The organism is Hymenobacter sp., assembly GCF_031398885.1.
GTDB lineage: Bacteria > Bacteroidota > Bacteroidia > Cytophagales > Hymenobacteraceae > Hymenobacter.
Genome location: NZ_JANNOD010000097.1, coordinates 1 through 19,971, shown reverse-complemented (window position 1 = coordinate 19,971; position 19,971 = coordinate 1). Strand labels below are relative to the sequence as shown.

The following is a 19,971-nucleotide window of genomic DNA, read 5'->3' as shown; positions in this document are numbered from 1 at the left end:
ATTCCCTTCAAGACATGGAAATCATCCTCAAAGACGACGTTAAGGGCCTGGGGTACAAGAACGACATCGTGACCGTGAAATCGGGCTACGGTCGCAACTTCTTGCTGCCGCAGGGCCTGGCCATGCTGGCCGACAAGACGAACAAGAAAATCACGGCCGAGAACGTGCGCCAGGCGGCCCACAAGGCCGACAAGGTGAAGGGCGACGCCCAAGCCATTGCCGACCAAATCGGCGACATGGTGCTGGACTTGCCCGCCAAAGTGGGCGAGAGCGGCAAAATCTTCGGCCGCGTCACCACCCTGCAACTAGCCGAAGCGCTGAAGGCTAAAGGCATCGACGTGGACCGCAAGCGGTTGTCGTTCGACCAGGAGCCTTCGGTGGCCGGCGACTACACCGCCACGGCCAACTTCCACAAGGAAGTGAAGCACACGGTGAAGTTCCGCGTGGTAGCCGAGTAGGCTCGCGCAGCAACACTTCAGGAAAAGCCCTGCCATCCGGCGGGGCTTTTTTATTTCCGCTTCCGGGCCAGATGCCGGTTACGGGCTATTTTTGCTTTGATGTTTAGAACCGAACTACCCGTTGCCCCGGCCACGGACCAGATGCCCCGCACGGCGCGGGTCCTCACCATGGGCTCCTGCTTTGCCGACAGCATCGGCTCCCGCCTCGCGGCCCACAAAGTGGATGCGTTGGTTAATCCTTTCGGCACCGTGTTCCAACCACTGGCACTGGGGCGGCTGCTGCGCGCCGCGGCGGGCGAGGATGTGGACTGGCAGCAGCACCTCGTGGAAGCGCGCGGCCGCTGGCAGAGCTACGACCTGCACGGCAGCATTGGGGCCGACTCGCCGGTGGAGCTGCTGCAAATCATTCAGGAATTGGTGCGGCGCACGGGCGAATTCTTGCGCAGCGCCGACGTGGTGCTCCTAACGCTGGGCACGGCCTGGGCCTACCGCCTGCGCGAAACCGGCGAGCTGGTGAACAACTGCCACAAGCAGCCGGCCGACTTATTCGTGCGGGAACTGCTCACGCCCGACGAAATCATCAACGGCTTGGCTGAAACGCACGCTTTCCTGCGGCGCCTAAACCCCGAAATTCGTTTTGTGCTGACGGTGAGCCCCGTCCGGCATTTGAAGGACACGTTGCCTCTGAACTCGGTGAGCAAGTCGGTGCTGCGGGTGGCCACCCATTTCGTGAGCGACTTGCTGCCGGGAGTGGCTTATTTTCCGGCGTACGAGCTGCTGGTGGATGATTTGCGCGACTACCGTTTCTACGCGGCGGACATGCTGCACCCCTCGGCGGTGGCGGAAGAGTATGTCTGGGACAAGTTTGCCCGGACGTATTTCGACGCGGAATTTGGGCGGTTTCGCAAGGACTGGGCGGCGGTGCAGCAGTCGCTGGGGCACCGGCCGCTGCACGCGGGCGCACCAGAGCACCGTCATTTTCTGGAAAATACGCTGCACAAGCTGGAAGAATTCAGCTTACGCAAGGTAGAAGTCGCGGCCGAATTGATGGAGGTGCGGACGCGGCTTGCGGCGTTACCCCTGCCCAAGCAAGCGGAACCGGCCGCGGCTGCGGAAGACGGTGAAGAGCAAATTGCCAGCGGAAACAGCCCAGCGGCTGTGGATGCGCCCATGATTGTGCCGGCCAGCGAGGCGGTGCCGGCGCCCACCGGGGGCCGGCCGCCGCGCCTATCGCCGGAGGAGTTCCGGGCTCAACGGGCCGCCCGCTCGGGCCGGCCGGAGCGCGGCCGCGGCAAGAGACCGCGGGCAACCGAAACCGAAAATGAGCAGTTCCAGGCTGCTGGCGCTTCGGTTGGCAATGAATCAGCTGTGTTGGAAGATGTTGAGTTGGCCGCCGAGCCGTTGGCTTCTATTGAGCCGGTGCAAAGCGCCCGCCCGGTTGCGGCCCCCGAAAGCGCGGAATCAGCGGGGGATGCGCTCGATGGAGAAACCGCTAAGAAAAAGAAGCGTCGCTCGCGGGGCGGCGCCAAGCGCACGGCGCGTAAAAACGCCTTGCGGCTGGCAGGGAGTGAGGTATCACCGGAGGCTGAGGCTAGTGCGGCTGCCCTCGTCGGAATGAGTGGAATGGCTCCGGCAGCTGACGAACAGCTTGCGCCCGCACCAGAGGACAGGAAATCCACGGTCATAGCTAAATCAGTGCCCGTGAAGCGGGGCGGGCGGGGCCAAGAGGCTGGCCGGGTCCCGCGGGCAGAGCTGTTTGCTGCTCCCACGACGCCGACCATCGAGGCCGTTTCTCCCGTCTCGAAGGCTACGCTGGCTCCGGTGCCAGCACCCGCGGCGGCTCTTGAAAACGTGACGCCTCCTGCTGGAGCGGGAGCAGCCCGGACTAATTCGCGCAATAACCGCGGCCGCAATAACCGGGGAACGGGAAGGCCAGACGTAGGTCCGACCACCGCCGCTGCATCTGCTGCTCAGTCCGGTGAGGTGCCACCGCGGGCGAATACGGGTACCGCTGCCGAGGCGCTTTCGTCAAAGGCCGAACCAGCTACTCCCGCCCTTGCGACCCGCGACCGCCCAGAGGCGCAGCGGCCTGCTGCTCCGGCAGCCGTTGTATCGGGCGTTTCTGGTGAAGCCTCCGCTCCAGCAACGACGCCCGCCCCGGCCGTCCCGCGCAAGCCGAACCGTTCTAAGCGGGCCGTCAGCGGGGCCCGTCCTGAAAAGCCTGCCTTCGATACTCCGGTGGTGCCCGTGCCCGATGCTTTGCAAGTGCGCACCCAAGTGGCGGCGGGCCGGATGACGGGTTCTTCAGCAACGCTGGTGGAGCTCGCTGCGCCGCTGACGAAAGCGGCATCGACAAAAAAGGCAGCGGTGACTACTAAGGTTGCCTCAAATAAAAGCAAAGGCAAGACCGCCGGTACACCAGCAACTGCAACTTCGGCAAAAGAGGATGCTCCGCTCTCACGGCTCGCGGCCGTAACCAAGGTAAAGCCGGCAGCTAAGCCCACAGGCACCGTGGCTGAGCCCACGGCGGCGCCGACCCCGACGGCCACAGCCAAACCGAAACCTGCGGCAAAAACCAAGGCTGCCGCTGCCAAGCCGGTTGTACCAAAAGCAGCAGCAAAGAAACCGGCCGCGAAAGCTGCAACCCCACCAACAGCTAAAGCCGTTAATTCAAATCCAACCGGTTCTGAGCTGAAACCGCCGAAAAAACCCGCCAAACCGGCCTGATTATTTTCCAAACCCGGCTTTTGTTGCCGGGTTTGGTGTTTCAATACCTCGCTTGCTTTTCTTCAGACCGCAATGGCCCACGCTCCGCACCCGACCAACCGCCTCGCTCAGGAAACCAGTCCCTACCTGCAACAGCACGCCCGCAATCCGGTGGACTGGTACCCGTGGGGTCCCGAGGCGCTGGGCCGCGCCCGGGCCGAGCAGAAGCCCATTCTGGTGAGCATTGGGTACGCGGCCTGCCACTGGTGCCACGTGATGGAGCGTGAATCGTTCGAGAATGACGCGGTGGCGGCGGTGATGAATGCGCATTTCGTGTGCATCAAGGTAGACCGGGAGGAGCGGCCCGACGTGGACCAGGTTTACATGGCGGCCGTGCACGCCATGGGCCTGCAGGGCGGCTGGCCCCTCAATGTGTTCCTGACTTCGGAAGCCAAGCCGTTCTACGGCGGCACGTATTTCCCCAAGGACAATTGGGTGAAGCTGCTCGAAAACATTGGCCAGGCCTACGCCGGCGAGCACCGGGGCGAGTTGGAGCAGTCGGCGGAGCGGTTTATGGAGGTAATTGGCGCCAGCGAGTTGCAGAAATACGGCGCGCAGAACCAACCGGCGGCCCAGGAAGCGGACCACCCGGCCCTGCAAACCGCCGGTATCGCCCCGGAAGCCGGCCCGGCGGGAGTGTCTGACGAAGAGTTTAAGCTGCTGGTGTACAACCTGAGCACAAGTTTTGACCGGGAGCACGGCGGCATGAACCGCGCGCCCAAGTTCCCGATGCCCAGCATCTGGCGCTTCCTGCTGCGGGCGCACGTCATCAGCGGCAGCCGGGCCGTGCTGGCGCAGGCGGTCCTGACGTTGCGTGAGATGGCCTGGGGCGGTATTTACGACCAGGCGCACGGCGGCTTCGCCCGCTACTCGGTGGACGGCGAATGGCGGGCCCCGCACTTCGAGAAAATGCTGTACGACAACGGGCAGCTGGTGAGCCTGTACAGCGAAGCCTTCCAGCTGACGCAGGACGAGCTGTTCCGGGAAGTGGTGTACGACACGGTGGAGTTCATCCGGCTGGAGCTGACCAACGCGGAAGGCGGTTTCTATTCGTCGCTGGATGCGGACAGCGAGGGCGAAGAGGGCAAGTTCTACGTCTTTACCAAGGACGAGCTGCGCGACATTCTGGGCGACGAGGAGCCATTGTTTTCCGACTACTACAACTGCACGGCGGCCGGCAACTGGGAACACGGGCGCAACATCTTACACCGCCGCGAAACCGACGCCGCGTTTGCCGAAGCGCACCAGTTGGCCCCCGGCGTGGTGGCCGAGCTGGTGGCGGGCTGGAAGCAAAAGATTATGGCCGTGCGCGCCGTGCGCGTCCGCCCCGGCCTCGACGACAAAATCCTCACCGGCTGGAATGCCCTCATGCTCCAGGGCCTCACCGATGCCTACCGCGCGTTCGGGGAGCCCGAGTTTCTGGTCGTCGCCGAGCGCAACGCCCGCTTTATCGAAGCCAACCTGCGCGACGGCCCCCGCCTCTACCGCACCTGTAAGGACGGCCGGGCCAGCATCAGCGGCTTTCTGGAAGACTACGCGCTCCTCATTCAGGCGTACCTCAGTCTCTACGAAGTCAGCTTCGTGGAAACCTGGCTGCGCGAGGCGGAAACACTTACGGCCTACGTGCTAAGTAACTTCTTCGACCCCACCGAAACGCAGTTTTTCTACACCGACAGCAGCGCCGAGCCGTTGATTGCGCGCCAGAAAGAGCTGTTTGATAACGTCATTCCCGCCTCTAACTCCGTGATGGCGCACAACCTGCGCCGCCTGGGCCGCCACCTCGAAAGGGCTGATTACGTGGCGTTGGCCGCGGCCATGCTGGCCCAGGTGCGGCACCTAGTGGTGAAGGAGCCGCAGCACCTCACCAACTGGGCGTCGCTGTACGCGGCCTTGCTGCGGCCGGGCGCGGAAGTATCCATCATCGGACCAGAAGCCGAGCCGTTTCGGGAAGAACTTAACCGCCGGTTCTTGTTTGATGCGGTGCTGGCGGGTACGGAAGCGGCTTCGGAGCTGCCGCTGCTCAAGCTGCTCAAGCCCGCCGGTGAAGCCCGGACGGCTGTGCACATCTGCCGAAACCAGGCCTGTTTGGCGCCGGTGCACAGCATAGCCGAGGCGCTGGCGGCGCTTTAAACGTTCGGCGGAGCACCTCACCCCCCGGCCCCCTCCCCCGCGGAGAGGGGGAGCCGGACGATTTTTCAGGGCAAGACTGCCGGGCGCAGGGCCGGTGCTTCCCCTCCGAAGAAGAGGGGGCCGGGGGTGAGGCTTCCCGGTGGGCGAGCTGCTCCGCAGGCTGCGCTATCTTTACTATTCGCCCCTTTGCCATTCGTTGCTTTGAGTCTCGCTCTTGATTTTACTTCCCCCGCCGCCGCCCCGGCGGCCGACCGGGTCACGCTGTTTGCCGACGTTATTCTGCCCCTGCCCCTGCCCCGGCTCTACACCTACCGGGTGCCGTACGAGCTGAACGACAACGTGGTGATTGGGGGCCGGGTCATTGTGCAGTTTGGCGCCAAAAAGACGCTCAGTTGCATTGTGGCGGCCGTGCACGAGCACGCGCCGAAGGAGTACCAGGCCAAGTACATCCTCGAATTCATCGACGACGCCCCGGTGGTGACCCAGCCGCAGCTCAAGCTGTTCCGCTGGATGGCCGACTACTACCTCTGCACCCTCGGCGAGGTCATCAACGCGGCCCTGCCCTCGGCGCTCAAGCTGAGCTCGGAGTCGCGCATTCAACTGCACCCCGGCTTTTCGCGGGAAGAAAACCAGTACCCGCTTTCGGCCCAGGAAGCGTTAATTGTGGAAGCATTGGGTGCTCCCGAAGAAAGCAAAGCACTGACTTTCACTGAAGTGGGCGACCTGCTGGGCATTACCTCCTTCCACAAGGTGATAAAGTCCCTGATGCACAAGGACGTCATCTTCCTTTTTGAGCACACGGCCGATAAGTACGCGCCCAAGGTGGTGAAGAAAGTGCGGCTGGCCCACCTGTTCATTGCCGAAGCTTCCATCGAGCAACTGTTTGGCAACCTGGCCAGCAAACCCAAACAGCTCGACGTGCTGCTGAAGTACCTCCAGCGCGTACCGGTGCACCAGAACGAGCACGCCAACCAACAGGGCATCGAGAAAGCGGCCCTCACCAGCAGCCCGCACCTGTCGGCTTCGGCGGTGAACACGCTCATCAAAAACGGCGTGCTGGAGCAGTTTGACGTGATTGTGTCGCGTTTCCCGCTGGAGAACGAGCCCACGGCCCAGCTCCACTTCGCGCTCACCGAGGCCCAGACGGCGGCGCGCGATGAAATCATGGCCCACTTCGGGGAGCGGGAAATTGTGCTGCTCCACGGCGTGACGGGTGCCGGCAAGACGGAAATCTACATCGACTTGATTCGCAAGGCGCTGGAAAGCGGCGGGCAGGTGCTGTACCTGCTGCCCGAAATTGCCCTCACGGCCCAGATTGTGACCCGGCTGCTGCGCGTATTCGGCTCGCGGCTGGGCGTGTACCACTCCAAGTTCTCGGATAACGAGCGGGTGGAGGTGTGGAATGGGGTGCTCTCGGGCCGGTTTCAGGTGGTAGTGGGCGTGCGCTCGGCGGTGTTTTTGCCGTTTGATAACCTCTCCCTCATCATCGTGGACGAGGAGCACGAGTCGAGCTACAAGCAGTACGAGCCCGCCCCGCGCTACAACGCCCGCGAAGTGGCCCTGATGATGGCCAACTTTCAGGGCGCGAAAACCTTGCTCGGCTCGGCCACTCCGGCCGTGGAAACTTACTACCAGGCCAAGCAGGGCCGCTACGAGCTGGTGTCGCTCACCAAGCGCTTCGGCGAGGCCGGCATGCCCGACATTGAGCTGGTGGACACCCGCAAGGCCCGCGAAAAGAAGACCATGCACAACCACTTCACGGCCGACCTGCTGGGCGAAGTGGAGCGCACCCTGGGCCGGCAGGAGCAGGTGATTCTGTTCCAGAACCGGCGCGGCTACGCGCCCGTGGTGGCCTGCCAGGACTGCGGCTGGATACCCAAGTGCACCAACTGCGCCGTGAGCCTGAGCTACCACAAGCACAGCCACGAGCTGCGCTGCCACTACTGCGGCTACCACGACCCGATGGTGAGCAAGTGCCCCGCCTGCGGCTCGCGGGCCGTGAAAACCCAGGGCTTCGGCACCGAGAAAATTGAGGACGACCTCAAAATCATGCTGCCCCAGGCCAACATCCAGCGCATGGACCTGGACACGACCCGCGCCAAAAACAGCTACCAGCAAATCATCGGCGACTTCGAGCAGCAAACCACCAACGTGCTGGTGGGCACCCAGATGGTCACCAAAGGCCTCGACTTCGCCAACGTGAGCCTGGTGGGCATCATCAACGCCGACAGCATCATCCACTACCCCGATTTCCGGGCCCACGAGCGGGCTTACCAGATGTTCGTGCAGGTGAGCGGCCGGGCCGGGCGCAAGGGCAAGAAGGGCAAGGTCATTATCCAAACCGCCGACCCCACCCAGGTGATTTTCGACAAGGTGATTCGCAACGACTACGCGGAGTTCTACAACTACGAAATCATGCAGCGCCAGGAGCACGGCTACCCGCCCTTCATGCGCATCATCAAGATGACGGTGAAGCACGTGGAGCAGGGCCTGGGCGAGCAGGCCGCCATTATGCTGACGCAGGAACTGGTGGAACGGCTGGGCCGGGCGGCCGTGCTCGGGCCCGAGGCGCCGTACATCTTTCGCATCCGCAACTTTTACCTTCAGGAAATCACCATCAAGCTCGACCGCGCCCACACGGCGCTGAAATGGGCCAAGGAGCAGGTGTGCGCCGCCATGGACGTGGTGAAGGACCAGAAGGAGTTCAAGCAGGCCCGCCTGGTCGCCGATGTGGACCCGATGTAGCGTTGCTGCTTGAAATGGCAGCAATGCAAAAGCTCTGACCGATGGCTGCATCGGGTCAGGGCTTTTGTTTGGCGGAGGGGCAATTCCTACAGCTCGTCGAGCAAATAGAGGACAATTACTATTAGGCCGATGAGTATCAGAATGGCGCCCAGCAAGTAGACCAATCCTGAGCCGATGGCGGCGGCCAGTATCTCGACTACAAGTCCAATCAATACGAGGATGATGCCCTGACGCAACCGGCCCTCCAGTTTCTGCGTGGCGGCGGTATTGCCGTGCTGGCGGGCCGAGCCTGATTTTTGCGTGGCCTTTTCCAGCTTCTTGGTCAGCTTAGCCAAAGCCAGGCGCTGCACGAGGCTCGGCTTGCGGGCCGGGGCGGTCTGGCTGGGGGTAGCGGCGGCACCCAGGGCCGAGGCAGCGGGCGCGGGGGCCGGCGCCGGCGTGACGGCAATGGGCTGGGGCTTTTCAAGGGCCGCCGGAGCCTGCTTGGCCGGTGCGGCTGGCAACGCGGTGGCGGGCGCGGTAACGGCGGGCGCGGGGGCCGCTGCCACGGTGGGCACCGGGCGGCGGGCGGGCACCGGCGTAGCCACGCGGGTTACGCCGTGGTAGGAGCTGCCCTTGGGCAGCATGGCGTACTCGGCCCGGTTGCAGCTGCCCAGGGTCAGGGCGCAAGCGGCCATTGCCACTAATTTGGACCAGGAGGGGGAAAAGTTATTCATGAGTAAGCGGGATGGTGGTAAATTAAAATGCTCGTTCTACGGCCAAAGCTACAACCAGACAAGTATTCGCCATACTTTGACCAGTGCCTTCCAAAAATATCGTGGCACGCGGTGCCCCTGGCTCCGGCCAGCGCACCCGGCCGGACCCCGCTGAACGCGCCGCCCGACCTCGCTGTTAGAGCGGTTTCGGGGTTGGTGTACCGGTCGTCTAACTCCCCACTCTTTTGGCTTTGCGCCTCAAGCGAACCGGGGCCTGCCCCGCAGGGGTCTCGTGAGGTGGGCCCGGCCGGAGCATGTACACCGATTCCGAAACCGCTCTAACCACGCAAATGTGCTTACTTGCAAACCCATGAATTACTGTTTTTCAACCTGGCAGCGGGCAGTGGCCACCGCGAGCGCGGCCAGCGGCATCGGGCTGCTGGTGCTGGGCTGCACCCAGCTACCCGCCGAAACCCGGCCCTCCAGCCGTTCTGAGCAGCGCCTGCAGGCCGTGGTGCGCGCCGATACCAGCGGCTACGTGATTGCCCCGCCGCGCGACCCCAACGGCATTGGCACCTATTACATGGGCCGCCAGATTGCCCACGTCATGGGCCACGAAGGCGCCGACTGGCTGGAACGCAGCGGCCGGCAGCAGGAGGAAGGCACCGACTTATTGATTAAGGTTCTGAAGCTGAAGCCCACCGATGTGGTGGCCGATATTGGGGCCGGCACGGGCTTTTTCTCGTTTCAGCTGGCCAAGAAAGTGCCCAAAGGCCAAGTGTTGGCCGTCGATATCCAACCGGAAATGATTGCGGCGCTGCGGGCCAACCGGCGCAAGCTGAACGCGCCCAACGTGCGCCCCGTGTTGAGCACCACCACCAACCCGGCCCTGCCCGCCGACAGCGTGGACCTGGTGCTGATTGTGGACGCCTACCACGAGTTTGACCACCCGCGCGAGATGGGCCGGGCCATCCGCCGGGCGCTGCGGCCCGGCACCGGCCGCCTGGCGCTGGTCGAGTACCGGGCCGAAGACCCCAATGTGCCCATCAAGCGCATCCACAAGATGAGCGTGGAGCAGGCCCGCAAGGAAATGGCCGCCGTGGGCCTGGAGTTTGTTGAAACCATCGAGACGCTCCCCCAGCAGCACCTGCTGCTGTTCCGGCGGAAGTAGTGCCTGCTTGGGCTTGTGCGAAATCTGGCTGGCCGCCTATTTCCGCCGGGTAGCCACGCGCTGTGCCCCGCTCGGCGCAAGCTGAAGCGTGCGCGACTTGTCCGACCTTTGCGGCTGTATGAGCCCTATCGACCCGCGCGCCCTCTCCATCCAAGATTTCACCTACCCCCTGCCGGCTGGCCGCATTGCGCCCGAGCCCCTGCCCGACCGCGCCGCCAGCCGCCTGCTGGTGAGCCGGGAGGGGCAGCTTTCCGACCAGCATTTTCGGGACCTGCCCGCCGAGTTGCCGCCCGGCGCGCTGCTGGTATTCAACGATACCCGCGTGGTGCGGGCGCGGCTGCTGGCCCGGCGGCCCACCGGCGGGCGGGTGGAGTTGTTTTGCCTGGAGCCCGTGGCCCCGCACCGCAGCCTGGAACTCGCGCTACAGCAAACCGCCGCCTGCACCTGGCGCTGCCTGGTGGGCAATGGCCGCCGCTGGAAGGAAGGACCCGTGACGGTGGACTTTGAAACCGCCGACGGCCAGCCCGCCACGCTGTGGGCCGAGCGCCAGGCGGCGGAAGCTGGCACGGCACTCATTGATTTCCGCTGGGAGCCGGCCGCACTGCCCTTTGCCGAAGTGCTGCGGACGAGCGGCCACCTGCCGCTGCCGCCCTACCTCGACCGGCCCGATACCGCCACCGATGCCGTGCGCTACCAAACCGTGTACGCTGCCGCCGAAGGTGCCGTAGCCGCCCCCACCGCCGGCCTGCACTTCACCCCCGAACTGCTGGCGGAGCTGCAGCAGCGGGGCTTTTCCTCGGGCCACATCACCTTGCACGTGGGGGCCGGCACGTTCCAGCCGGTGAAGGCCGACCGCATGGCCGACCACCCCATGCACACCGAGCCCATTTTGGTCACGGCCGCGTTGCTGCGCCAGTTGCTGGCCCATCGGCCCCGACCCGTGCTGGCCGTGGGCACCACCAGCCTGCGCACCCTCGAAAGCCTCTACTGGCTGGGCGTGGGGCTACTGCTTGTTCCGCCCAAAACGGCCGAAGCGGCTGTGGCCAACCGACCGGAGCTGCTAGTTACCCAATGGCAACCGTACGACTTGGCGGAGCCCGCCGCCCGCATCAGCCCCGAAGCGGCCCTGCGGGCGCTGCTCCAGCACCTCGAAGCCACCGGCACCGACACCCTGCAGGCCAGCACGCGCCTGCTGATTGCGCCGGGCTACCGGTTTCGAATAGTCAACGGTCTCATTACCAACTTCCACCAGCCCGAAAGCACGCTGCTGCTGCTGGTGGCCGCACTGCTGGGGCCGCGGTGGCGCGCCGTGTACGACCATGCCCTGGCCCACGGCTACCGGTTCTTGAGTTACGGCGACAGCTCGCTGCTAATGCCTGCGGCCACCGATGCCCCGGACGCGGAGTGTTGAGCCAATATTTTCGGGGAAGCGGCTGCAAAAACCTTTAAAAATGGGACCCGTACAAGTCCCCACAGTATCCTTCCCCTAGAATCACGCCCCATGAAAAAGCTCATCTTATTGCTCGCCCTTTTTGCTTTCGCCACCACTGCTTTTGCCCAAACCACCCCGACTACTGAAGTTAAGGTACGGGATAACGGCACGGAAAAAGTAGTAACCAAAACCGGCAAAACCAACGTCGGCCAAGCCCTCGACAACACCAAAGATGCAACCGGCAACGTAGCCCGCAAGGCCGGCAGCGCCGTGGAGCGCGGCGCAAAGAAAACCGGCAGCGCCGTGAAAAGCGGCACTCAAAAGGCTGGCCGCGCCGTGAAGCGCAGCACCCAGAAAGCAGAAGCCAAGACCGAATAGCTCGTCGTATCCACCCCGTTCGGGCACCAGACCACTCGGCGTCCACTGGCTGGTCTTCCAATTGTTTCCTTTTCCATTTCCCCTGAAAAAGGCCCCGCTGGTAATCGCGGGGCCTTTTTTGTTCCGGCCAGCAGCCCGCCAGGCAATCGGCGGTGCCTTCACTGCCCGTTCTCGTGCAGCTCGTGGCGCATTTTTTCAAGTATGCTTCGCCCAAACAGGCTAAGCCCGGCATTAAGCACGACCAGCGCCGCAGTGCCGGCGCCCACCCACTCGGCGGTGGGAACCCTCTGGTCTTTGAGGGAACCGGCCCAGTGCACCATGCTCGCGCCAGCGCCAACGGTGGCCAAGCCGAGCGGAGCAAACAGCAGCCATTTGGATTTGTGAGTCATTAGATGAGATGGCGTAAAAAAGTGTGGGTGTAATGAAGCCGTCAATGGTGCGATGAACCGCACAGGTTGGCTCGGACGCGTACCTTTCGGCCTTCATCTACGCGCCACACCCGGCCGTGTTGCGGCTTTTACGCCCGCCCCTTTCATGACGCCTTACGAACAGCTGCTTCACCTCGCCTTCACGGTGCCCAACGACGAGCAGTACTACCTCACTCCCACCGCCCTGCGGGCCTACGACCAACTGCAGGCCGCCGCGCCCACCGAGCGCCCCTTTCGCTTCGAGCAGGTGCGGCTGGGCTTGGCCATGGGCTTACTCAAGCTGGTGTCGGAGCTCGGCGACCACGACGAAAGCCGGCAGGTGCTCGACGTGCTGCACCGCGCCCTGCACGAAGCCCACTCGCCGGAGGGCATTGACCGCATCGTGGGCCGCGAGGCCCGCCTTTTCGACCGGCTCTACGAGAATCTGTACGTGAATGAGCAGGGCGAAGAGTTGCTCAACCTCTTCGGCCGCACCCTCGCCGCCGACGCGCCGGAGCTGCTCGCTGCCGTGGCCCAGGAGGCCGTGGCCCTCGCCCGTACCCTCGATTTCGACGCCGGCGAAAGCGAATGAATCATTGGGTTTATTTGTTGAAAACTAGCCGCTTGACGGATTGACACCCGTTTGCCTTTGTTCATTTTTTCTTTTTGCCTACCCAGGTAATTTCCATGGCTCTTACCATTTTTGGTTTTATTATTTTGATTGTCGGCCTGAACGCCGGGCGGTTCTCCGAGCGGCTGGAAAGCCTGCGCGGCGGCCTTATTTTCCTCGGCATCTCGCTGCTGGTGCTGGGCTTGGCCCTGAGCACCGTGGTGCAGATTGGGGTGGGCCAAGTAGGCGTTCAGACGCTGTTTGGGCAAGTGCAGCCCCGCGTGCTTCAGCCCGGCCTGAGCGTGGTCAACCCGCTGGTGGACGTGACCCGCTTCGACACCCGCACCCAGAACTACACGATGTCGGCGGTGCACGGCGAGGGCCAGCAGGCCGGCGACGACGCCATTCGCGTGCTCTCGGCCGACGGCCTGGAAGTCGTCATCGACCTCACGGTGCTCTACCACGTGGTGCCCGCCCAGGCGCCCAAAATCCTGGCCACCATTGGCGAGGATTACCAGGACAAAATCGTGCGGGCCATTTCCCGCACCCGCATCCGCGACGGCGCGGTGTTCTACGACGCCGTGGCGCTGTACTCGACGCGCCGCGAGGAGTTTCAAACGCGCATCCTGGCCGCCATCGAGAAAGATTTCCGCACCAACGGCTTGCAACTCGACCAGCTCCTCATCCGCAACATCCAACTGCCGCAGTCGGTGAAGACCAGCATCGAAAGCAAGATTTCAGCCGAGCAGGACGCCCAAAAAATGCAGTTCGTGGTCCAGAAAGAGCGCCAGGAAGCCGACCGCAAGCGCGTCGAAGCCCAGGGCATTGCCGACTACCAGCGCATCATCAACACCCAGCTCAGCGACAAGCTGTTGCAGTACGAAACCATCAAAGCCAACCAGGCCATCGCCACCTCGCCCAACGCCAAGGTCATCATCATGGGCGGCGCCCGTGGCGCGGCCCCGCAGCTGTTGATTGGGGATAGGTAATTATCGGACTGACAAGTATGATGAGTAATAAAAGAGGGCCGTGACATGTGTCACGGCCCTCTTTTATTACCTTCTTGTTAGCGCTGGCGACTTACAAATAGAAGTCATTTTGAACCAAGTTGGGGTTGACGTCTCGTTCACGCTGGGGAATAGGTAGGATAAGTCGCGGCGCGTTGAAGGGCAGCGAGCCTACGTTCTGCTTCAAGCGCCTGAGGTCGTGCAAGCGGAAGCCCTCGAAGGCCAGTTCCAACCGGCGCTCGTTAAGTACGCTATCGATGCTGGCAACCGCAAGGGGCGTAGCACCCGCTCGGTCCCGAACACGGTTGATGTCAGATAAGGGAGTAGCACCCACGGCCGTGCCCTGCCGCAGGTTGCCTTCGGCCCGAATCAGGTACATTTCGGCTGAACGAATGACTTTCACGTTGCCGTACTGCTTGTCGAACTTGAGGGTGTAAACGTCGTCGAAGAAACTCCCCCGCTCGTCATTGGCGTCGTACAAATCGATAAAATCTTCGCTGACTTCGATATCGCCGCGCTGGCTACCCGAGAAATATGTATTCAAGTCATTTAAGCCATCCTGCACGGTAATTTGGATGGCAAAAACATCCTCTGGTGTGTTAGTAGTTACCTCGAATTCCTCGGCAAACGTGCCAATGAGTGGGTAGCGACCCGACGCGATGACGCGGTTGGCAGCAGCAGCAGCTTCGGCGTAGCGACCCTGCTGCAAGTACACGCGCGCCAGCATGGCGGCGGCGGCACCTTTGGTAGCAAAGAAACCATTGGTAACCGGCAGCTTGGCTTCGGCTGTATCAAGGTCCATAATCACCCTGGCATATACTTCGGCCACGGTACTGCGCGCAACCCGCGACGCTTCATTTATCGCGGCGGTAGGAGCAAGCACTAGCGGCACCCCCGGGTTACTTTGCGGATTACCGTCGCCCCAATCGCGGGCATACAGGCGGACCAACTCAAAGTAGAGGGCTGCACGAATAAACCTCGCTTCGCCATCCACCCTTTTTTTACGCACTGCTACCACTTTGTCGGTGTTAGCCAGCACGTTGTTGGTGATGTTGATGGCTTCGTAAGCATCGGTCCAAGTGCCGGCCGCGAAGGTATTATTAACCAGGATGGTTTTTTGGATGAACTCCCGGGGCTGGGTGAATGTGCCAACGAAGTCGATATCGCCGTTATCGCCCAGCAATTCAGCGTAGAACTGAAGGTACCCGCCGTAGAGGCGGTTGCTACCCAGGGCGTTGTAGGAGCCCACCAGGGCCGCTTCCACGTCGGCGGAAGTGAGCAAGGCTTTTTCGGCGCGCACCTGGTCGATGGGCTCCACGTCGAGCTTGCTGTTGCAGCTTGCCAGGGCTCCGGTGACCAGCGCCGCGGCCAGGGCAAAATAATGCAGATTCTTTTTCATGAGTGTAAAATCAAAGGGGGAGGAAAACCAACACTAGTGCGGGAGGGCCCGGGCTTACAGCCCGATGTTCACCCCAAACGTGAAGGTTTTGGCTTGCGGAGCCGAGTAAAAGTCGTTGCCTTGGGCGATGTTGCCCGTGCCCGTATTGGCGCCACTGGCCAGGTAGTCGGCGTTCACCTCCGGGTCCCACCCTTTGTAGTCCGTAAAAGTCAGCAAGTTAACCGCGCTGAAATACAGGCGAGCAGACTGCAGACGGGCCGATTTCACGAGGGACAAAGGGATGTTGTAGCCCAACGTCACCGTTTTCAGGCGCACGTAGGAGGCATCCGAGATGAAGCGCGACGACTCGCCCGACCCGCCGGTGCCGTACACGTCGAAGAGCACGGCGCGCGGGATATTGGTGATGTCACCCAACTTCTGCCAGCGGCCCAACTGGTCGCGGGTCACGTTGTCGAACCCGCCGCCGGCGTTGGCCGACTGGAACTTGCCCCCGCCGTCGTATACCTCGTTGCCGAACACGCCCTGGAAAGTAAAACCAAAGTCGATACCCTTGTAGCTGAAGGTATTGGTAACGCCGCCGGTCCACTTGGGGTTGGGGTTGCCGATGAGCACCCGCTCGGCGGCAGCGTAGCTGCTGGTCGTGTCGCGGTTGACGCTGCCATCGGCTCCTGCTGTGTTCAGGTAATACACCGCAGACCCGTTATTGGGGTTAACACCGGCGTATTCCTTGCCGTAGAACGAGCCCAGGGGCTGGCCTTCGATGGCGCGGTTCAAGAAGCCGCCTTCAATCACCTGCCCGTCCAGGTTGGTCACCTTATTACGGTTGATGGACGCGTTGAAACTGGTAGCCCAAGTGAAGTCGCCGATGAGGTTGCGCGTATTCAGCACGAACTCAACGCCCCGGTTCTCCAGCTTGCCCACGTTGCGAAACTGCCGAGTAAAACCTGAAGTGCCGGGTACGTTCACGTTGAGGGCCAAATCTTTCGTTTTCTTTTGGTACACATCTACCTCGCCGCTCAAGCGGTTATCTAGGAAGCCAAACTCCAACCCGACATCTACTTGAGCCGTCGACTCCCATTTAAGGTCTTTATTTTCTAATTGACTCGGGCGCTGACCGCCGATGCCGGCATAACCGGCATTACCGGCAAACAGGGCCAACGAGGGAAAATCAATAAACTCTTGGTTGCCAGTCAATCCGTAGCTCACACGCGGCTTTAGAAAGCTCAACACGTTTTGGTCTTGCAGAAACGACTCCTCGGTGAGCACCCAGCCCACTGAAGCGGCCGGAAAATAGCCGTACTTCTGATTGGCCCCGAAACGCGAAGAGCCATCGACCCGCAAGCTGGCACTCACTAGATACTTGTTGGCGAAAGCGTAGTTGGTACGGCCAAAGTAAGACAGCAGGGTATTGCGCGATTCGTTCGACAAGCCGCTGTTGATGCTGGCCGAACTAACAATGGTTTTGAACAATTCGCTGGGGAATTGCTGGCCCGAAACGCTATTGGACTTGAAACGGCGTTCTTCAAAAGCCATACCGGCCACCACTTCCAAGGTGCTGTTCTCGCTGAACGTCTTGCGGTACGTTAGAAAGTTGTTGGTCGTATAGCGGGCCACGGTCACGCGGCGGTTGAAGCCGTCGCCGTTGTTTGGGCCATTATTGCGAGCGGTGATGCGGCCGGAAAACTGGTTTTCCTCCTGGTTCAGCAAGTCCAGGCCAATTTCGCTGCGGAAGGTCAGGCCCGGCACAAACTCGTACTGCGCAAATACGTTGCCCAGGTTGCGGTACACCGTGGCTACGTAGCTCGACCCAATGCGGCTCAGCACGGGGTTATAGTAGGTGGGAAAGTTGGTGTTGGGGTTGCCGGTGGCTAAGTCCAGCGCGCCGCTCGCCAAGCCCGTGCGGGGGTCGATGGTAGGCGTGATGGGCGCCAGGGCCACAATCTGCATGGGCGTGCTGAAGGCGTTGTCGTTCGAAATGCGGTTGTTGCGCGTCCGGCTCAGGCCTACGTTGATGCCGAAGGACAGCTTATCGCTGGCCTTCTGGTCGAGGTTGAAGCGGGTGCCAATTTTTTCGAACTTGTTGCCAATCAGAATGCCGCTTTGGTTGCTGTAGAGGCCCGAAATGAAGTAGCGGGTTTTGTCGTTGCCGCCGCTCGCGTTCAGGTCGTACTGGCTGAACGGGGCGCGTTGAAACGCTTCGTCTTGCCAATCGGTGTTCACGGCGCCCGTTTTGTAGTCGTCATTGCCAGCGGAGTAGCGCTGCAGGCGCCCTTCGGTGAAAGCCTCCAAACCGGCGTTTCTACCGGCTTCGCGGAAGTAATCCACGTATTCCGTGGCGTTAAGAAACTCCTTTTTATTGGTGGGCTCACTCAGACCGGTTTGGTAGCCCAGGGTAAAGCGTGAGTCGCCGGCCTTGCCGCGCTTGGTGGTGATGAGCACCACGCCGTTGGTGGCCCGCGAGCCGTAAATGGCCGAGGCCGAGGCATCTTTCAGGATGCTGATGCTTTCGATGTCGTTCGGGTTCAGGTCGGCAATGGGGTTGGTGGCCGCGTCGGTGCCCGAGAGGTTTTCCGAGATGAGCGGAATGCCGTCGATTACATACAGCGGCTGGTTGCCGCCGCTCACCGAGCTGGTGCCGCGCACCCGCACCTTAATGCCCTGGCCCAGCTTGCCGCTGGTATTCTCGATAAACACGCCGGCCGCTTTGCCCTGGATGGCCTGCTCGAAGCTGGGCACCGGGGCATTCTGCACCTCACGCCCCGAAAGCTGGGTCACCGAACCCGTCAGGTCCGCTTTCGACTGAGTGCCGTAGCCCACCACAATGGCTTCGTTAAGTTCAGTAGCCGCGGCGGCCAGCGTCACGTTGATGCTGGTTTGGCTGCCCACGGCAATGGTTTGAGCCGTGTAGCCCACCGAGCTGATGACCAGGCTGGCGCCGGGCTGCACGCTTAGGCTGAAGGTACCGTCGGCGCTGGTGCTCACCCCGTTGGTGGTGCCCCGCTCCAGTACGGTAGCCCCGGGAATGGGTCCTGCGTCGGACCCCGACACCCGGCCGCTGATGGCCGTGGCTTGTCCCCACGCCAAGGCAGGGCACAGGCACGCCGCAAAGAGCAGCAGAACACTGAGATGGGTAAGTAGTTTGTGCTTCATGGGAGTGGGGGTTGGTGAGTTGAATCAGTGGGAAAATCAAGAGTCAGTCCTGCAAACTAACGCAATGGTAACGGTGAAATAATTAACTACTCGCACTCATTGCTTACCAATGCAAGCTTGAAGATACTCACACACGCCTAATTTATTGTTTTACCCGTTATTCTCCCATCGCCTTCCCTGCACCCCTACCTTTACTGCCCCAAGCCCCCGCCGCGCCTCCCACCGGCTTTGCCGTTCTCCTTTCCATCCCTGATGCCAGTAATTCATTACCTCACCACGGTCGACGCTGTTGCTGACGCCGCCGCGCACTTTGCTACCCTGCCGCGCATTGCCATCGACCTGGAGTTTGATGACATGCGTCACCGCTACGGCCGCCACCTAGCGCTGATTCAGGTGTTCGACGGTCGGGAAGCCTACCTGATTGACCCGCTGCCGCTGTCCGACATGGCGGCCGACCTGGAGCCCCTCTTTACCGTACTGCGTGACCCCAGCGTTGCCAAAGTATTTCACTCTTGCAAATCAGATATCCTGCTGCTGGACGAAGTGTTCGGCGTAAACTGCCGCAACATCGTCGATACCAGTGTGCAGTTCACTTTGCTGGCTGCTGAAGACAACAACATTTCGCTCGGCCGCCTCATTCAGGTGGAGCTGGGCTTTGAGGTGGACAAAGGGGAGCAAAAATCCAACTGGCTGAAACGCCCGCTCACCGAGGGCCAGAAAGAATACGCCGCCAACGACGTGCTCTACTTATTCGAACTCACCGACCGCCTCAGCGCCCGCCTCGCCGAGCTGGGGCGCGACGAGTGGGCGGCCCAGGAAAACCTGGCTTTGGAGGCCGTCCGCTACGGCCGCGACGACCCGCGCCCGTGGTCGCGCAACGCCGCCAAATACAAGATTTCGGCCCAGGAAATGCCCATCTTCCGGGAGCTGTACATGCTGCGCGACGCGGTGGCCCGGCAGCTGGACCGCCCGCCCTACCACGTGCTCAGCAACGACCGGCTGGCCGAGCTGGCCCGCCAGCCCATCGAAACCGCCGCCCAGCTGCGCGGCGCCAACGGCCTGCACCCAGAGCTGAAACGCTCGCCCTACGCCGAGCAACTGCTGGCCATCGGCACCACCGACCTGGCCCCCGAGGCCCCCCTGGCGCCCGAGCAGCGCAAGTTTCCGTTCCGCCGCCGGCTCAACGGCCCCGCTGCCAACCGCGCCGAGGCCCGCGAGACCCTGCTCAATACCCTCAAAAACCACCTCTCGACCGACCACGGTGGCACCATGGCCAACATGGTGCTCAGCAACCGCCTCATCGCTGAAATCATTGAGTTGGGCGCCACGGCGGCCCTGCGGCCCTGGCAGCAGCAACTGCTGCGCGAATCGGCCGAGCGCCACGGCGAAGACTACGGGCAGATTTCCCAGCCGTTTGCCTGAGAGTTCTGCTTAGAGTCTATCCTAATAGGCAGGTGATAGCAGTGGGCGGTCATGCAGAGCGGAGCGAAGCATCTCGCGTGTGGCAGTAATCACGCTTTTCTGCCGATTCACGCGAGATGCTTTGCTCCGCTCTGCATGACCGCCCACTGCTATCACCTGCCTATGAGGATAGACTCTAAGCAGAACTCTCAGGCAATCGGC

Annotated in this window: 14 protein-coding genes; 10 read left to right on the top strand and 4 right to left on the bottom strand. The window is 62.1% G+C overall.

What is annotated here, in order from left to right; genetic code table 11:
* Nucleotides 1-14: 14 nt before the first annotated feature.
* The 4 genes from rplI (at nt 15) to priA (ending at nt 8,099) form a co-directional block, all read left to right on the top strand.
* Entirely contained in the window at nt 15-458 is a 444-nt protein-coding gene (gene rplI, locus RMO51_RS18285) for a 50S ribosomal protein L9 (RefSeq protein ID WP_310397082.1), read from the top strand.
* 99 nt (nt 459-557) lie between these two features.
* On the top strand, nt 558-3,185 hold the full coding sequence (locus tag RMO51_RS18280) for a GSCFA domain-containing protein (protein ID WP_310397080.1): 2,628 nt from the start codon (nt 558-560) through the stop codon (nt 3,183-3,185).
* Between the two features lie 72 nt (nt 3,186-3,257).
* Nucleotides 3,258-5,354: a thioredoxin domain-containing protein gene (locus RMO51_RS18275; protein WP_310397078.1), complete on the top strand. Its 2,097-nt coding sequence runs from the start codon at nt 3,258-3,260 to the stop codon at nt 5,352-5,354.
* Nucleotides 5,355-5,555: 201 nt separating this feature from the next.
* The gene (gene priA / locus RMO51_RS18270; protein WP_310397075.1) at nt 5,556-8,099 is read left to right on the top strand and encodes a primosomal protein N'; all 2,544 of its coding nucleotides are present in this window, start codon (nt 5,556-5,558) and stop codon (nt 8,097-8,099) included.
* A gap of 86 nt (nt 8,100-8,185) precedes the next feature.
* Here priA and RMO51_RS18265 read toward each other — a convergent pair whose 3' ends face one another.
* A complete protein-coding gene (locus RMO51_RS18265) occupies nt 8,186-8,815 on the bottom strand; it encodes a hypothetical protein (RefSeq protein ID WP_310397072.1) in 630 nt (209 codons plus the stop codon).
* A gap of 349 nt (nt 8,816-9,164) precedes the next feature.
* Here RMO51_RS18265 and RMO51_RS18260 point away from each other — a divergent pair, with 349 nt between their 5' ends.
* The 3 genes from RMO51_RS18260 (at nt 9,165) to RMO51_RS18250 (ending at nt 11,775) form a co-directional block, all read left to right on the top strand.
* Nucleotides 9,165-9,965: a class I SAM-dependent methyltransferase gene (locus RMO51_RS18260; protein WP_310397070.1), complete on the top strand. Its 801-nt coding sequence runs from the start codon at nt 9,165-9,167 to the stop codon at nt 9,963-9,965.
* Between the two features lie 118 nt (nt 9,966-10,083).
* Nucleotides 10,084-11,376, top strand: a complete 1,293-nt coding sequence (locus RMO51_RS18255) for an S-adenosylmethionine:tRNA ribosyltransferase-isomerase (RefSeq protein WP_310397068.1) — start codon at nt 10,084-10,086, stop codon at nt 11,374-11,376.
* Nucleotides 11,377-11,466: 90 nt separating this feature from the next.
* Nucleotides 11,467-11,775, top strand: coding sequence for a hypothetical protein (locus RMO51_RS18250; protein ID WP_310397066.1), 309 nt, complete (start codon nt 11,467-11,469; stop codon nt 11,773-11,775).
* 158 nt (nt 11,776-11,933) lie between these two features.
* On the opposite strand, the gene RMO51_RS18245 is transcribed toward RMO51_RS18250, so the two are convergent.
* Nucleotides 11,934-12,164: a hypothetical protein gene (locus RMO51_RS18245; protein WP_310397065.1), complete on the bottom strand. Its 231-nt coding sequence runs from the start codon at nt 12,162-12,164 to the stop codon at nt 11,934-11,936.
* A 145-nt stretch (nt 12,165-12,309) separates the two neighbouring features.
* Between RMO51_RS18245 and RMO51_RS18240 the strand changes: the two genes are divergently transcribed.
* On the top strand, nt 12,310-12,774 hold the full coding sequence (locus tag RMO51_RS18240; protein WP_310397062.1) for a hypothetical protein: 465 nt from the start codon (nt 12,310-12,312) through the stop codon (nt 12,772-12,774).
* Nucleotides 12,775-12,869: 95 nt separating this feature from the next.
* Nucleotides 12,870-13,781, top strand: coding sequence for a prohibitin family protein (locus RMO51_RS18235; RefSeq protein WP_310397061.1), 912 nt, complete (start codon nt 12,870-12,872; stop codon nt 13,779-13,781).
* A gap of 91 nt (nt 13,782-13,872) precedes the next feature.
* Here the strand turns inward: RMO51_RS18235 and RMO51_RS18230 are convergent, their stop codons facing one another.
* Nucleotides 13,873-15,198: a RagB/SusD family nutrient uptake outer membrane protein gene (locus tag RMO51_RS18230; protein ID WP_310397058.1), complete on the bottom strand. Its 1,326-nt coding sequence runs from the start codon at nt 15,196-15,198 to the stop codon at nt 13,873-13,875.
* 54 nt (nt 15,199-15,252) lie between these two features.
* The gene (locus RMO51_RS18225; protein ID WP_310397055.1) at nt 15,253-18,348 is read right to left on the bottom strand and encodes a TonB-dependent receptor; all 3,096 of its coding nucleotides are present in this window, start codon (nt 18,346-18,348) and stop codon (nt 15,253-15,255) included.
* 252 nt (nt 18,349-18,600) lie between these two features.
* Between RMO51_RS18225 and RMO51_RS18220 the strand changes: the two genes are divergently transcribed.
* Complete coding sequence (locus RMO51_RS18220; RefSeq protein WP_310397053.1) at nt 18,601-19,770, top strand: HRDC domain-containing protein; 1,170 nt, start codon at nt 18,601-18,603, stop codon at nt 19,768-19,770.
* Nucleotides 19,771-19,971: the final 201 nt, after the last annotated feature.

Excerpts from the sequence above, each read along its gene's own strand:
- rplI (WP_310397082.1), top strand. The coding sequence starts at position 15 with ATGGAAATCATCCTCAAAGACGACGTTAAGGGCCTGGGGTACAAGAAC.
- RMO51_RS18280 (WP_310397080.1), top strand. The coding sequence starts at position 558 with ATGTTTAGAACCGAACTACCCGTTGCCCCGGCCACGGACCAGATGCCC.
- RMO51_RS18275 (WP_310397078.1), top strand. The coding sequence starts at position 3,258 with ATGGCCCACGCTCCGCACCCGACCAACCGCCTCGCTCAGGAAACCAGT.
- RMO51_RS18265 (WP_310397072.1), bottom strand. The coding sequence starts at position 8,815 with ATGAATAACTTTTCCCCCTCCTGGTCCAAATTAGTGGCAATGGCCGCT.
- RMO51_RS18260 (WP_310397070.1), top strand. The coding sequence starts at position 9,165 with ATGAATTACTGTTTTTCAACCTGGCAGCGGGCAGTGGCCACCGCGAGC.
- RMO51_RS18255 (WP_310397068.1), top strand. The coding sequence starts at position 10,084 with ATGAGCCCTATCGACCCGCGCGCCCTCTCCATCCAAGATTTCACCTAC.
- RMO51_RS18250 (WP_310397066.1), top strand. The coding sequence starts at position 11,467 with ATGAAAAAGCTCATCTTATTGCTCGCCCTTTTTGCTTTCGCCACCACT.
- RMO51_RS18245 (WP_310397065.1), bottom strand. The coding sequence starts at position 12,164 with ATGACTCACAAATCCAAATGGCTGCTGTTTGCTCCGCTCGGCTTGGCC.
- RMO51_RS18240 (WP_310397062.1), top strand. The coding sequence starts at position 12,310 with ATGACGCCTTACGAACAGCTGCTTCACCTCGCCTTCACGGTGCCCAAC.
- RMO51_RS18235 (WP_310397061.1), top strand. The coding sequence starts at position 12,870 with ATGGCTCTTACCATTTTTGGTTTTATTATTTTGATTGTCGGCCTGAAC.
- RMO51_RS18230 (WP_310397058.1), bottom strand. The coding sequence starts at position 15,198 with ATGAAAAAGAATCTGCATTATTTTGCCCTGGCCGCGGCGCTGGTCACC.
- RMO51_RS18225 (WP_310397055.1), bottom strand. The coding sequence starts at position 18,348 with ATGAAGCACAAACTACTTACCCATCTCAGTGTTCTGCTGCTCTTTGCG.
- RMO51_RS18220 (WP_310397053.1), top strand. The coding sequence starts at position 18,601 with ATGCCAGTAATTCATTACCTCACCACGGTCGACGCTGTTGCTGACGCC.